This window comes from Pyruvatibacter sp. HU-CL02332, assembly GCF_040362765.1.
GTDB lineage: Bacteria > Pseudomonadota > Alphaproteobacteria > CGMCC-115125 > CGMCC-115125 > Pyruvatibacter.
In genome coordinates this window covers 450,269-464,939 of the sequence record NZ_BAABWK010000001.1, presented here as the reverse complement: position 1 = coordinate 464,939, position 14,671 = coordinate 450,269, and the positions used below count along the sequence as shown (strand labels likewise).

At 59.7% G+C, this 14,671-nt stretch carries 12 protein-coding genes; 10 read left to right on the top strand and 2 right to left on the bottom strand.

The window, feature by feature from the left end:
• Nucleotides 1–171 precede the first annotated feature (171 nt).
• Nucleotides 172–2,568, bottom strand: coding sequence for an excinuclease ABC subunit UvrB (uvrB, locus tag ABXH05_RS02230; RefSeq protein ID WP_502947704.1), 2,397 nt, complete (start codon nt 2,566–2,568; stop codon nt 172–174).
• Nucleotides 2,569–2,654: 86 nt separating this feature from the next.
• On the opposite strand from uvrB, the gene ABXH05_RS02225 reads away from it, so the two are divergent.
• From ABXH05_RS02225 to ABXH05_RS02205, 5 genes are all read left to right on the top strand, one after another.
• Nucleotides 2,655–4,112, top strand: a complete 1,458-nt coding sequence (locus ABXH05_RS02225; protein ID WP_502947703.1) for a multicopper oxidase domain-containing protein — start codon at nt 2,655–2,657, stop codon at nt 4,110–4,112.
• A gap of 100 nt (nt 4,113–4,212) precedes the next feature.
• A complete protein-coding gene (locus tag ABXH05_RS02220) occupies nt 4,213–4,626 on the top strand; it encodes a hypothetical protein (protein WP_353559580.1) in 414 nt (137 codons plus the stop codon).
• Between the two features lie 210 nt (nt 4,627–4,836).
• The gene (locus ABXH05_RS02215) at nt 4,837–6,198 is read left to right on the top strand and encodes a methyl-accepting chemotaxis protein (RefSeq protein ID WP_353559579.1); all 1,362 of its coding nucleotides are present in this window, start codon (nt 4,837–4,839) and stop codon (nt 6,196–6,198) included.
• Nucleotides 6,199–6,395: 197 nt separating this feature from the next.
• Nucleotides 6,396–9,914 (top strand): class I SAM-dependent DNA methyltransferase, encoded by a 3,519-nt coding sequence (locus ABXH05_RS02210; RefSeq protein ID WP_353559578.1) that lies wholly within the window; start codon nt 6,396–6,398, stop codon nt 9,912–9,914.
• Between the two features lie 9 nt (nt 9,915–9,923).
• The gene (locus tag ABXH05_RS02205; protein ID WP_353559577.1) at nt 9,924–10,787 is read left to right on the top strand and encodes a restriction endonuclease; all 864 of its coding nucleotides are present in this window, start codon (nt 9,924–9,926) and stop codon (nt 10,785–10,787) included.
• Between the two features lie 3 nt (nt 10,788–10,790).
• Here ABXH05_RS02205 and ABXH05_RS02200 read toward each other — a convergent pair whose 3' ends face one another.
• A complete protein-coding gene (locus ABXH05_RS02200) occupies nt 10,791–10,946 on the bottom strand; it encodes a hypothetical protein (RefSeq protein WP_353559576.1) in 156 nt (51 codons plus the stop codon).
• 250 nt (nt 10,947–11,196) lie between these two features.
• Here ABXH05_RS02200 and ABXH05_RS02195 point away from each other — a divergent pair, with 250 nt between their 5' ends.
• From ABXH05_RS02195 to ABXH05_RS02175, 5 genes are all read left to right on the top strand, one after another.
• Nucleotides 11,197–11,700 (top strand): PH domain-containing protein, encoded by a 504-nt coding sequence (locus ABXH05_RS02195; RefSeq protein ID WP_353559575.1) that lies wholly within the window; start codon nt 11,197–11,199, stop codon nt 11,698–11,700.
• A 97-nt stretch (nt 11,701–11,797) separates the two neighbouring features.
• The gene (locus ABXH05_RS02190; RefSeq protein WP_353559574.1) at nt 11,798–12,103 is read left to right on the top strand and encodes a putative quinol monooxygenase; all 306 of its coding nucleotides are present in this window, start codon (nt 11,798–11,800) and stop codon (nt 12,101–12,103) included.
• 37 nt (nt 12,104–12,140) lie between these two features.
• Nucleotides 12,141–13,031, top strand: coding sequence for an endonuclease/exonuclease/phosphatase family protein (locus ABXH05_RS02185; RefSeq protein ID WP_353559573.1), 891 nt, complete (start codon nt 12,141–12,143; stop codon nt 13,029–13,031).
• A gap of 24 nt (nt 13,032–13,055) precedes the next feature.
• Nucleotides 13,056–14,006, top strand: a complete 951-nt coding sequence (locus ABXH05_RS02180; RefSeq protein WP_353559572.1) for an SMP-30/gluconolactonase/LRE family protein — start codon at nt 13,056–13,058, stop codon at nt 14,004–14,006.
• Between the two features lie 21 nt (nt 14,007–14,027).
• On the top strand, nt 14,028–14,669 hold the full coding sequence (locus ABXH05_RS02175) for a carboxymuconolactone decarboxylase family protein (protein WP_353559571.1): 642 nt from the start codon (nt 14,028–14,030) through the stop codon (nt 14,667–14,669).
• Nucleotides 14,670–14,671: the final 2 nt, after the last annotated feature.

The window sequence follows — 14,671 nt, the reverse complement described above, 5'->3', positions numbered from 1 at the left end:
ACTGATTTGTTCTCTTTATGTTCACTATCGCTTACCTAGGGCATTCGGACAATCGCAAATTGTCCATCTGTTCACGTTATGCAATTTGCCTTTGTGTTTTCGTAACCGATTCGTGTTGGGTATTGGACTACTAAGTCGTTTTTGTATCGTTTTACCCATGCAGCGGGACCACTACCGCCCCCGCCGCCCACGCTTCTGCCGCGGCTTGGGCCGCTCAGGTTCACCCTGCATCCGCTTGATCTCGTCGGGGCGCACCATCGGATCATTGGCAATTGCTAGCTCCGTTTCCTGAAGCTTCTTCAGCTCATCGCGCAGTCTCGCGGCTTCCTCGAATTCGAGGTCGGCGGCGGCGTCTTTCATGCGGCGTTCGAGGTCTTCCATGTGGGCCTTGAGGTTGTGGCCGGCCAGCAGGACGGTTTCGCCGTCCTTGCCCGTCGCGCCTTCGACGCGCACATGGTCGCGTTCGTACATGCTGTCGAGCACGTCGGAGATGTTGGCCTTCACGCTTTGCGGGGTGATGCCGTGTTCTTCGTTGTAGGCCATCTGCTTCTTGCGGCGGCGTTCGGTTTCAGCCAAAGCGCGTTCCAGCGAGCCCGTAATTGTGTCCGCATACAGAATAACCCGGCCGTCGACGTTACGCGCGGCACGGCCGATGGTCTGGACCAGCGAGGTCTCTGACCTGAGGAAGCCTTCCTTGTCGGCGTCGAGAATGGCGACAAGGGCGCATTCGGGAATGTCGAGGCCTTCGCGCAGCAGGTTGATGCCCACCAGCACATCAAACGTGCCAAGGCGCAGGTCGCGGATGATCTCGATGCGCTCCAGCGTGTCGATGTCCGAGTGCATGTAGCGCACGCGCACGCCCTGCTCGTGCATGTATTCGGTCAGGTCCTCGGCCATGCGCTTGGTGAGCACGGTCACCAGCGAGCGGTAGCCCTCCTTGGCGACGTCCTTCACCTCGGCAATCAGGTCTTCCACCTGGGTTTCCACGGGGCGAATTTCCGTCACCGGGTCGATGAGGCCGGTGGGGCGGATCACCTGTTCGGTGAAGACGCCGCCGGTCTGGTCCAGCTCCCATTGCGCCGGGGTGGCGGAGACGAACACGGTCTGCGGCCGCATGGCGTCCCACTCCTCAAACCGCATGGGGCGGTTGTCGACGCAGGAGGGCAGGCGGAAGCCATATTCCGCCAGGGTGGATTTTCGGCGGTAGTCGCCTCTGAACATGCCGCCGATCTGCGGCACGGTCTGGTGGCTTTCGTCGACGAAGACGAGGGCGTTGTCGGGGACATATTCAAACAGCGTGGGCGGCGGCTCGCCGGGTTTGCGGCCGGTCAGCCAGCGCGAATAGTTTTCAATGCCGGCGCACGAGCCCGTGGCCTGCATCATCTCCAGGTCAAACTGGGTGCGCTGCTCGATGCGTTGCGCTTCCAGCAGCTTGCCCTGCGCGGTGAGTTCCGCCAGCCGGGCTTTGAGCTCGCCTTTGATGCCTTCAATGGCACGGGTGAGGGTGGGGCGCGGGGTCACGTAGTGGGAGTTGGCGTAGACCTTCACATAGTCGAGCTTGGCGGACTTCTGGCCGGTGAGCGGGTCAAACTCGGTGATCTCTTCAATCTCGTCGCCAAACAGGGAGACGCGCCAGGCGCGGTCCTCATAGTGGGCCGGGAAGATTTCCACCGTGTCGCCGCGCACCCTGAAGGTGCCGCGCTGGAACGCCGTGTCGTTGCGCTTGTACTGGATGGCCACCAGATCGGCGAGGATCTGGTTGCGGTCGATGCGCTGACCTTTCTTGAGGTCGAACGTCATGGACGTATAGGTCTCGACCGAGCCGATGCCGTAGATGCAGGAGACCGACGCGACGATGATGACGTCGTCGCGCTCCAGCAGGGCGCGGGTGGCCGAGTGGCGCATCCGATCGATCTGTTCGTTTACGGAGCTTTCCTTCTCGATGAAGGTATCCGTGCGCGGGATATAGGCCTCCGGCATGTAGTAGTCGTAGTAGGAGACGAAATACTCGACCGCATTGTCCGGGAAGAAGTTCTTGAACTCGCTGTAGAGCTGGGCCGCCAGGGTTTTGTTGTGGGCCAGTACCACAGCGGGGCGCTGGGTCGCCTCGATGACCTTGGCCATGGTGTAGGTCTTGCCGGAGCCGGTGACGCCAAGCAGCACCTGATCGCGCTCATTGGTCTCGACGCCTTCCACCAGATCCTTGATGGCGGTGGGCTGGTCGCCCGCGGGCTCGTAGTCCGAGGCCACCTTGAAGCGGACATTGGGTAGCAGCTTGTCCGGCCGCTCGGGACGGTGCGCCTCAAACGGCACATCAGGCAGGTAGCGCAGGCCGGCACCCGAGCCATCCAGCTTGAAGGCTTCCTTGGGGTCCACCTCGGCCGCAGGCACGAACGACGCGCCCGGTGCTTCTGCCAGACCAGCCGGGGCAGATGGCATCTGGTCCGCGGGCAGCGGATAAGCGTCATCCTTCAGCGGGACTTTATTGTCCCGCGTCGCAGATTTCGGCGCGGTCTTGGTCCGCGTCTTCCGCTTCGGTTTTGCTTCTGATTTGGAGGGAGTCGACATGAGAACGAATATGGTACGCAGGCCCCCATTTTGAAAGGGCCAATGGGTCCCGTTTTGCTCTCTCCTGACATGCGCGGCCTTCACCTGTGCGGATTGGGCACGGTCCCTTCAGACCTGAGAACAATTATCATGTGTCCATGAACAGGAGACAGTTTTTGCTGGGGTCCGGGGCGGTTGGCGCTGCCGGGCTGACGCTGGCCGCGGGCGGGACGCAGTTTCTGGCGGCGGAACGCGGGCCGATCTCGCTGCGGTCGCGGATGACCAGCCATGTGTTCAACCGGCCGGGCGTTGGCGCGTTCGAGACCGAGGGCCTGATCAGTCTGGCGGACAATGCGCCGCCGCCGGTTGTGCGCCTCACCCAGGGCGAGCGTGCTGTCATCCACATGACCAACGGGCTGGAGGACTACACCACCATGCACTGGCACGGCATTCGCCTGCCCAATGCCATGGATGGCGTGCCCTATCTGACCCAGTTCCCCATCGGGCAGGACGAGACGTTTGAGTACGCCTACACGCCGCCCGACGCCGGCACCTACTGGTATCACCCCCATTGCATGACCATGAACCAGATGGCGCTGGGGCTGACCGGCCTTCTCATTGTCGAAGAGCCGGAAGATGCGGGGTTTGATCTCGACGTGCCGTTGAACCTGAAGGATTTCCGGCTCGACGCTGAAGGTCAGCTGCGGCCCTTCTTCACGCCGCGCGGGGCTGCGCGCGGTGGCACCCTTGGCAATGTCTCCACCACGAACTGGTCGGTGGAGCCCATCTATGACGTGCCCAGCGGCGGGCTTGTTCGTCTGCGGTTTGCCGCAACGGACACGACGCGGATCTACAAGCTGGCGTTCCCGGATGTGCCCGGCAGGATCATCGCGTGGGACGGCCATCCGGTGGAGGAAGACATTGCGTGGCCGATGGCAGACAAGCCGCTCTGGCTTGGGCCGGGCCAGCGGATGGATGTGGCGCTTCGAGTGCCGGACAGTGAGGGCAGCGAGGTCTCGTTCACCGGGCAGTTCGGCACATCGCAGCGGACCGTCGTCACGCTTCGGGCGTCCGGGGCCTCCCGTCGCCGCGATCTCGCCGAGCTGAAACCGCTGCCGCGCAACCCCATCGCCGAGCCGGACGTGGCCAATGCAGAAATCCGCCAGCTGGTGTTCGGCTGGACGTCGGACGGCAAGGGCTCCAACAACGGGCTGTGCGGCAGTTATGGCTATACGTTCTGGTCGATCGATCGCAGCCCGTGGCCCGGTGATGCGGTGGAGGGCGTCGGCCCGCTGGCAACGCTGGAGCTGGGCAAGAGCTACATTCTTCGGCTGAAGAACGAGTCACCCAACCTGCATCCCATTCATCTGCACGGTCTGGTGTTCAAGCCGCTGCGATCAAACCAGCGGCAGCTGCCGGGCAACTACACGGACACGATCCTGTTGATGAAAAACGAGGTCGTGGACATTGCTCTCAAGGCGGACAATCCGGGCGACTGGGCGTTTCATTGTCATGTGATCGAGCATCAAAAGACCGGTCTGGCGGGGTATATTCGCGTGGCCTGACCGGGTTGGCAGGCCCGTGGTACCAAGTGATACAAATTGCGACTCCTTCCAAGGCGGTTTTCATCGCAGTGTGAGGGCTGCGGACCATCCGGAGGGCCTGATGAACGAAGCCGAGATTGTCACCATCACCACCTACATGCAGGAGCTGATCCTGCTGGCGCTGACCACGGCCACGGGCTTTGTCCTCGCCTATCTGGGCGGGCTCTACTATTTCCTGCGCCATGCGCCGATGCCGATGAAGGCGGGAGCCTTTGCTGCCTTCTTTGCTATCTTCACGGTACTGATCGTCAATGCCGGTGAGTTCTACATCATTGCTGAAGCAGGGCGTCAGTCCCTGGACATGATGCGTGCTGCGGGAACGGACCTATCCCTGCTGGGCCTGAGTCTGGCTCATCCGCACACTGGTGCTGCCATTGATGACTTCATGCAATATGTCGTTCTGGGCCTTGCTGCGGTCACGATCCTGCTGCTCGCCTTCCTGACATTTGTCTATGACTGGTCTGATTTCGACTAGGCAGACATTTTTTTGCACTTTTTTCGGTGTTTGCGGTGGCCATGAAAAAGGTCCGTAAACGGCGGAATGGCAACGACATCAAATCAATGAGGTTTTGTCAGAATAACGCTGGTTGCAGCGCTTCTACTTATGCGTGTTTTTCGGTTGTCTCGTTGTTAACCGGGCCGGTCAAACACTCCCTCAATCAAAGGCTTAAGGGGGTTTTGAAAAATGTCGGGACAGAACAAAAGCACGCAAACGCGCGAGGCGCGGCTTGAATTCATCGGACTTGCACCGGAGCACGGCGAGGCGCTTGAGGTCCTCTGGCCCTCTCTTGAAGGAGAGTTGGCGCCATTGCTGGATCGTTTCTACGAGCACCTGCTGAAATATGAAGAATTGAAACCGCTGCTCGGGGGGCTAGACAAGGTTGCAGCCCTCAAGGCGGCGCAGGCCTCTCACTGGGAGCGTCTGTTCAAGGGTGACTTTGGTGTCGATTATTTCGAACGCGCCGTCACCATTGGCAATGCGCATCAGCGGATCAATCTGGAACCCCGCTGGTATGTGAGCGCCTATGCGATCGTTCTTGGGGACCTTCTGGCGATCGTCCGCAAGGCCACCAAGCGCAAGTCTGTGGACCTGACAGTTGAAGCCGTCACCAAGGCGGTGATGCTGGACATGGAGCTCGCCGTATCCGTTTACATTGAAGCCGGTGACCGCGTCTTGCAGGAGCGGCTGTCGTCTCTGGCTGATGGGCTCGACAAGGATGTGGCCGGGGCGGTCGAGACTGTTGTGGGGCAGGTCGATGACATCGACACTGCCTCCGGCGAGCTTGGCCATGCGGCGACGAAGATTGAAGGTGCGTCGTCATCCGTTGCCAGTGCTTCTGAAGAAGCCTCTGCCAGCATCGGAACGGTGGCTGCTGCAAGTGAGGAACTTGCAACCAGCGTTCAGGAAGTTGGCCGTCAGATGAGCGAAACACATCAGGCGGTTCAGCGTGTGACGGACGAAGCCAGCCATATTGGTGAGGCCATGAGCGGTCTGAGCACCGAGGTGCAGCAGATCGGCAAAATCGTCGATCTCATCCGGGACGTTGCAGACCAGACAAACCTGCTGGCGCTCAACGCCACCATCGAGGCGGCGCGCGCCGGAGAAGCTGGCAAGGGTTTTGCGGTTGTTGCGTCCGAGGTAAAGGCGCTTGCGTCTCAGACTGGAAAAGCCACCCAGGAAATCTCTGATCAGGTTACCCGTGTTCAGCAGCAAACCGCTGGCGCATCAGAGGGTATTACGCGCATCACCAATGTCATCAGCCAGCTGGAAGAGATTGCCCAGCAGGTGGAATCAGCGATTGGCGAGCAGGGTGCCGCCACCAACGAGATTGCCGGCAGTGTTCAGCAGACGGCCACCGGCACCAAGGAAGTGTCCGGCAGTATCGCAAATGTGGCTGCTGAAATCACCGCGATGAGCGCCATGGCCACCCGGCTTCAGGAAGTGTCGTCGGGACTGCGCGGCGCCACCACCCAGTTGCGCGACCGGGTCCAGACCACCGTTGAGGATCTGCGCCAGGGTGATCAGGAGACGCGTCAGGCCAGCTAAGCCTCGCGCCAACTCCAGAAACAAGAACGCCCGCTCGTTGCAAAACGGGCGGGCTTATTTGTGAGACGTTCCTTGGGTTGTGATTTGGGCAACGCGGTGCACAGGACAAATGCCAGCAATCTCCTCTGATCAACTTGAGGTCCGGTAAAGTACAAAAACAACTTCAACCTCATGCACTTTCGGGTAATGCTGCGCCGATGAGTGACTCGGGGGATCCATCTGAAACACAGCAGCCGATTGCCGCGCCGGAGGCGATGGCGGCCTTTGTTGAGAAGTGGCAGAAGTCCGGTGGTTCCGAACGGTCGAATTACCAGCTCTTTCTAAGTGAACTCGCACGCCTGCTCGACGAGCCGGAGCCTGACCCGTCGCAGGAAGAAAATCGGCACAACGACTATGTGTTTGAGCGATCTGTCGCGTTCAAACACCCTGACGGCTCCAGCACCACCGGGTTCATCGACCTGTACAAACGCGGCAGCTTCGTTCTGGAAGCCAAGCAGAGCTCCAGTAAAGCCCGCTCGAAGTTTGTCGAGACGGAGACGCTGCCGGGGTTTGACCTGGCCGGGGACGCGGTCAAGGGCGGAACGGCCCGGCGCGGCACCAAGGGCTGGGACAAGGCGATGCGTAACGCGCGCGGGCAGGCGGAGGACTACGCCCGCGCCCTGCCGACGGATCATGGCTGGCCACCGTTTCTTGTGGTGGTCGATGTCGGCCACTGCATTGAGCTTTTTGCCGACTTCTCGCAGCAGGGAAAAAACTACGCGCAGTTTCCTGATCGCCAGTCTTACCGCATCTATCTGGACGATCTGCTCGAGCCGGAGGTGCAGCACCGGCTGAAGGCGGTGTGGTCGGACCCGCTGTCGCTTGATCCCACACGCATCTCAGCGGAGGTCACGCGGGACATTGCGGAGCGCCTGGCGAAGGTAGCGCGCGAGCTTGAAGGCAAGGGTCATCAACCCGAAGCGGTGGCCGAGTATCTCATGCGCTGCCTCTTCACGATGTTTGCAGAAGACGTGAAGCTGCTGCCGGAAGGCGCCTTCACACAGCTTCTCGCGGACCACAAGGAAGACCCCAAGCGCTTCCGCCTGATGCTGGAAGACCTCTGGGAGAAGATGAACACCGGCGGCTTCTACTCCGGCTTTGGCGAAGTGCTGCGGCAGTTTAATGGCGGGCTGTTCGAGAGCCCAACGTCACTGGAACTGGACGGCAGCCAGATTCACGAATTGTGGGTTGCCGCCCGCAAGGACTGGCGCGATGTGGAGCCGGCCATCTTCGGCACATTGCTGGAGCGCGCGCTGGACAAACGCGACCGCCACAAGCTCGGCGCTCATTACACGCCGCGCGCCTATGTGGAGCGGCTGGTGATCCCGACGATCATTGATCCGCTGACGGAGGACTGGCGGGCCGTGCAGGTGGAAGCGCAAAAGCTCATCGACGCCAGGAAGCATGATGACGCGCGCGATGTTGTGCGGGCCTTCCACCTGTCGCTGACGGACACAAAGGTACTGGACCCGGCCTGCGGCACCGGCAACTTCCTCTATGTGGCCATGGAGCTGATGAAGCGCCTGGAGGGGGAGGTGCTGGAAACCCTCGCCGAACTGGGCGAGACGGATTATCTCGCCGGGCTGTCCAGCCACACGGTGGACCCGCACCAGTTCCTCGGCCTTGAGATCAATCCGCGCGCGGTCGCCATTGCGGAGCTGGTGCTGTGGATCGGCTTCATCAAATGGCAGATCAGGACATCCGGCCGCGCCGCCATCGACGAACCGGTGCTCAAGGCGTTCCACAACATCAAGAACCAGGACGCGGTGCTGGCCTACGACAAGCAGGAGCTGTTGCGCGGCGACGACGGCAAGCCCGTCACCCGCTGGGACGGCCACACCATGAAGCTGCACCCCGTCACCGGCGAGGAAGTGCCGGACGAAGCAGCGCGCATGGAGCTTTATACCTATGAAAACCCCCGGCCCGCCACATGGCCGGACGCGGATTTCATCGTCGGCAACCCGCCCTTTACCGGTGGCAAGGACATGCGGGCGGAACTGGGCGACGGCTATGCGGAGGCCTGCTGGAAGGCGCGCAAGCACATTCCCGGTGGTGCCGACTTTGTCATGCATTTCTGGGACAAGGCGGCGGAGCTTGTACGGCCGGGCGCAGGAAAAAAGGGCAAGCCGCGCCGCTTCGGCCTCATCACCACTAACTCCATCACCCAGACATTTTCCCGCCGGGTGATCGAGCACCATATGGGGCAGAAAAAACCTATCGGCCTGCTGATGGCGATCCCGGATCACCCGTGGCTCAAGAGTGCCGATAAGGCAGCGGTGCGCATTGCCATGACGGTTGGTGTACCTGGTGCAGTCGTTGGGCAGTTGAAGACTGTGGTGAGGGAGGCTGATCTAAATACGGATCAGCCAGTTGTGGAGCTAACCACACGTGTTGGGTCGATAAGGCCGAACCTCAAGCTGGGCGCCGACTTGGCGAAGGCCTTACCGCTCATTGCTAACTCAGGCTTGGCTGGCCGCGGCGTGGTTTTGCACGGTGCAGGCTTCATATTGACCAACAGTGAGGCGCATAGCCTCATTGAAAAAGAAAAACTCAAGGGCGGTTCCATAGTGCGTCCGTACAGGAACGGACGTGACCTAATGCAATTGCCCAGAGGCGTGCATGCGATCGATCTATTTGGCATGATCGAAACCGAAGTTCGCGAGCAATTTCCGTCAGTCTATCAACACATTCTCACGAGAGTTAAACCGGAGCGTGAGCAGAACAATAGGGAGTATCGCAGAAAGAACTGGTGGTTGTTTGGCGAGAACATACCCCAGTTTCGAGAAGCCTTGCAGGGATTGCCTCGATATTTTGCAACGCCCGAAACAGCCAAACACCGGGTATTTGTTATGTTGGATGGTGAAGTCTTGCCGGACAACAAACTGGTCTGTTTTGCGCTCGAGAGTTTTTGGCAGTTTGCGACCTTGTCAAGCCGCATTCACTACAATTGGTTCGAGGCAAACTGCGCTTTGCTTGAGGATAGACCTGTTTATGTCAAAACGTCATGCTTTGATCCATTCCCCTTTGCCGATCCTACCGCAGTGCAGAAGGCACAACTTGATGCTTTGGGCGAGCGCCTTGATGAATTTCGCAAAGAACGGCTGGCGGAGCACCCGAAACTCACTATGACAGCGCTGTACAACGTGCTCGAAAAGCTGCGGGCCGGCGAAGCGCTGGACGACAAGGACAAGCTCGTTCATGAGCAGGGGCTTGTCTCCGTGCTCAGGGAGATTCACGACGAGATCGACGCTGCGGTGTTTGACGCCTATGGCTGGCCGCATGATCTGAGTGACGAGCAGATTCTCGAGCGTCTTGTGGCGCTCAATCAGGAGCGGGCGGCGGAGGAGCGAGCCGGCAAGGTGCGGTGGCTGCGGCCGGACTATCAGATACCAAAATTCGGCAAGCCCGCCGAGCAGGAGCAGCTGGCAGCCGACCTTGGCACGCCGGTGGAAGCAGCCGCGGGCAAACCTAAATGGCCGACGAAGCTACCCGACCAGATCAGGCTGGTGCGCGCTACATTGGTCGGCGAAGAAGCCCCAATCGACGCCAAGGCCCTGTCCCGCCGCTTTACCGGCGGCCGCAAACGCGACGCCCGCATCACCGAACTGCTCGACACCCTCACCGAACTCGGCGACGTCCAGCAGGACGGCGAGCGCTACTTCCTGCCTCGGGATTAGGAAATAAGAATGATCACCAATGATGATGTCCCAAAATTTAGCGCACTGATTGCGCCGACTGTTGCGGCGCTCAAGTCTTTGGGCGGATCGGCGTCCAATCAGGAAATTCATGATGAGGTTGTGCGCCTCGAACGGTTTCTGGAAGAAATCGTAGAGCATCCTCATGGCGATAACTCAACGCTGAGTGAGTTGGAGTACCGCCTCAAATGGGCGCGCACCTATCTGAAGAAGGTCGGCGCAGTCAACAACGCGAAACCTGGCATCTGGACACTGACGGCCCACGGATTCGGGATGTCGGAGGACGAATTGGGTGAGGTTCCCAGGCGGGTGCGCACGATGAACAGAAACGCACGCAAAGAGGCGGAGACTCTCAACTCGGCCTCTGGCATGGAGGATGAATCCGGAGATGTTGAACCCGACTGGCAAGAAGAACTTCTTCAGGCCCTTCTCGCTATGGACCCATCCGCCTTTGAGCGTCTTTGCCAGCGGGTGTTGCGTGAGTCCGGGTTTGTGAAGGTTGAGGTGACAGGGCGCAGTTCAGACGGGGGCATAGACGGAAACGGCATCCTGCGGGTCAATCTCGTGTCTTTTCAGGTTTTGTTCCAAAGCAAGCGCTGGCAGGGCTCCGTCGGATCTTCTGTCGTGCGTGATTTTCGTGGGGCCATGATGGGACGGGCTGACAAGGGCCTGATCATCACCACCAGCCGGTTCACAGCGGAAGCACGTGCGGAGGCGACGCGTGACGGGGCACCGGCGATTGATCTGATTGATGGAGAAGATTTGTGTGACCTGCTCAAAAACCTCCGCATTGGTACGAAGGTGGAAATGGTGGAGCAGGTTGAGGTTGATACCGGCTATTTCGCCGAGTTCTAAAACCTAAGTAATGATCAGCAAGCCAACGCCGATGGCGAGCATGGCGATGCCACCATAGATGTGGCGGATGCAGGCGCTGCTTTCGGGTTTGCGGTCAGCGTGCGACGACGCGGCATCGGCCAAATTCGACTGGTCTTTGCTTGTCTCTACTACGCTCACATTTCGCTCCCAAATTCTGTGGGTGGCAGGCCTTGGCTGGCCCGGTCCTACACCAATACGACATGGCTGTTTTTGCTGCCTTTTTGTCGCTTATGTACCGTATTCGCATACAGCACATGGTGCGTCAACTGGTCCTATTCAAGCAAATTTCGTATTAGAAACCGTACGTTAGCTGGGGCATTGTGAGCGCATGGTGAACAGATGATTAATGCGCGGATGACGTAGCGGAAGCCTCACGAGGAGGGTGTTTGTGACGACTCAGTTGCCGCCTGGTGTTCTGTTACCGGCTGAGTGGGTTCAGGCACGCGCGCGGCTCAGTCGGGGTGTCTATCTTCCGGCGGTGTTCATTGCGGTGCTGTGGAGCGCTGTGTTCGGGTGGGCCACCGTCATTGGCGTGGACCTTTTGGCGCTTTTGGCTGCGGCAGTTGTCGGGGTCATTGTGCCGGCGCTGGGGCTCTGGACGTTCTGGCGGCGGCGGACCACCACCTTGCTGCTGACGGATCAGCGGCTTGTTGCCTTACAAGGGCCCTTTCCCCGGCGCGTGTCTGCTGTGCCACTTAAATCTCTGGATCGGGTGCATGTTCGCCCGGCGCGCGGGTTGGTGGGTCTTCGACTTGGAAGCGCCAAATCGGTATTTGCCGCGCCATTCTCAGACTCCGGGCTTGCGCCCCTTGAAATGCATGACGTTGCCGATGCGGATGCCTTTGCACAGACAGTCATGTCTGCGGTTTCAGGTCGTCGTCGCCAGTCGTAACCGTCATTTGGCCGGGTAAGAGTCGCACCGGATGCACTGCGCAGATAAGGTGAGGGCAAGAACGACAAAACAAAAACAGCAGGTGAGGAGATACCCGATGCTTATCGTTGCAGGTAAAGCGAAGTTCGAGACCGTTGAGGAAATGGAAAAACTCCTCACCGCCGGTCAGGCAATGATTGCCGAAACCCACAAGGAAGCCGGGTGCCAGGATTACACCTATTCGCGCGACATCACGGATGACCGCACCATGCGCATCTGGGAATTGTGGGACGATCAGGCGGCGCTCGACTTTCATTTTCAGACGGCGCACATGTCCGCGTTTCAGGCAGCTCTGGGCGACGCGAAAATCGCTGAGGTGTCTGTCAAGATTTACGACGTCTCGGGTGTTCGTGATCTGATGTAAGTCGTCCGTAAACTGATTTTACGTATCGAGACCTCGTATGCGTGTCGTCACCTACAACATTCAATACTCCCGTGGCCGTGATGGCGAGATGGACCTTGCGCGTATTGCGGATACCATTCGCGATGCAGATATCATCGGCATGCAGGAGGTTGAACGCTTCTGGCAGCGTAGCGGCATGGTGGATCAACCTGATGAGCTGATGAAACTGCTGCCCAGGCACCATGCGGTCTTCGGCAGTTACTTCGACATGGATGCAAGTGTGGTTGCGGACGACGGCACAGTGAGCAATCGCCGCCGCCAGTTCGGCAACATGCTGTTCAGCCGCTGGCCGATTGTGTGGACGCGTCAGCATCCGCTGCCCAAAACGCACTACGACGATGAGTTCAACATGCATCAAGGGGCACTTGAGGCTGTGATTCAGCCCGAGGGCCGCCCGCCGATCCGCATCGTTCTGCTGCACCTGGCCTATATCTCCATGGAGAAGGGCGATGGCGAACGCATGGCGCAGATCAACCATGTGTTGGATATTCTCAACCGGCGCGAGGCGGAGGGAGCTGCGTGGTCGGGACCTGCATCCCTTGGTGAGGATGACTGGTCGGAAGGGGAGGCAGCGCCCGCCAGTCCTGAAAGCGTGCTGTTGCTGGGCGACTTCAACATGGTGCCGGGGTCCGCGCCCTATGTGCAGATGATCACGGCGTCGGCCGGGCGGCACAAGCTCGTCGATAGCTGGAAGGCTGTCGGCAATCGTGCACGCGATGGTTTTACCTATCCGCTGGACGAAGCCCGCTATGGCCGGCCGGGGATCAAGCTGGACTACATTTTTGCCACCGAAGACGTGGCGGCTGAGATCAGCGACGCGTGGATAGACAATGAGGCGGATGGCTCGGACCATCAGCCCTACTGGATTGAGATACCCAATAAAAACTAGTTCGGGCAGGGAGGCCCTTTGACCATGCCACTGGCAGTCATCGAAACACGCGACATGGAGAAGATCGGGCTGGGGATTGCTCGCTGCGAAGACGTCGTTGTCAGCAAGGATGGCAAGGTCTGGGCCTCGGATCAGGCGTCCGCCTGCGCGGAGATATTGCCTGACGGCAGCCTACGCCGCGTGGGCAAGGCGGGTGGCGCGCCCAATGGCATCAACATGGATGCGCAGGGGCGGATCATCATCGCCAATTTTGGGGTGTATGAGGGCGAGGACGGCCCGCTGCAGCGCCTCGATGTGGACACCGGCGAGATCGAGAGTCTTGCCAGCGAAATTGACGGGCAGACACTGACGGCCTGCAACTATCCGATTGTTGCAAAGGACGGCACCATCTACTGCACCCATTCCACCTGGGCCAACCCATGGCCCAAGGCGCTGGACGGACGCACGGACGGATTTGTGTTTCGCGTCACGCCGGACGGTGCGGTGGAAAAGCTTGCGGACGGACTAAAATTCGCCAACGGCTGCTGCCTCGATGAAGACGAGAGCCATCTGTATGTCTGCCAGACGGCAGGCGGCAACGTGGTGCGCTATCCTGTGCTGGCCGATGGTCGTTTGGGTGCGCGGGAAGATTACGGCCCCGTACTTGGCACCTTCCCCACCGCTCAGGCAGACCCGGACAATCTGCCAACTCCCGCTGACATGGCGGACTGGCCCTATACAGATGGCAATGGCTTTGACGTGGAAGGCAACCTGTGGGTGACGCTGCCTGCCGCCAACAAGGTGGTGGCGATCACGCCGCAGCGTGAGGTTGTCACCATTGCCCATGACCCCACCGGCGAGGTGCTGAACGACCCCACCAATGTGACCTGGGGCGGCGCGGACATGAAGGACGTCTATTTCGGCTCCATAGGCACTGACTACGTCATCAAGGCCCGCAGCCCCGTTGCCGGCATGAAACTCATTCACCAACGCTAGAACTCTGACAGGATCACACCCATGCCAAGACTGAAACAGGCGGGCCGTGAGGCTGAAAACCCTTACGCCAATGCAATCTTCGATCTGCTGTTCGGGGATCGTGATCCCCTTAAGGAACCGGGCACAGCCACGGGCACGCCGGGCAACTGGTGGACCGTTTTCAACATCGTGCCGGATGCCTTTGCGCACACCACCGACGGCTTCAAGTTCTATCGCGACGAGGCGCGGGTGATTGATCCCAAGCTACGCGAGCTGGGGCAGACGCGGGCGGGCTATGTGGTCGGCTCGCAATTCGTGTTTTCACAACACTGCAAGGCCAGCCGCGATGTCGGCCTGACGGAAGCGCAGATCGAGGCCATCCCGCACTGGAGCGTGGCAGACTGCTTTTCAGAGGTGGAGCGCGCGGTGCTGGCCTATACGGACGGTCTGGTGCTGCAGCGGGGCCGGGTGCCTGATGGTGTGATCGACACGCTCAAGAAACATCTGTCCGACGAGGAAATTCTCGAGTTCACCTACATTACCTGCACTTACATGATGCATGCCATCATGAGCCGGGCGCTGCGTCTGGAATATGATGATGTGGATGACCGCATCGTGGAGATTGCAGCACCTGACGGTGGCGACAATGATGTGATGTCCATGGTGGATGCCAAAGAAGACTAGAT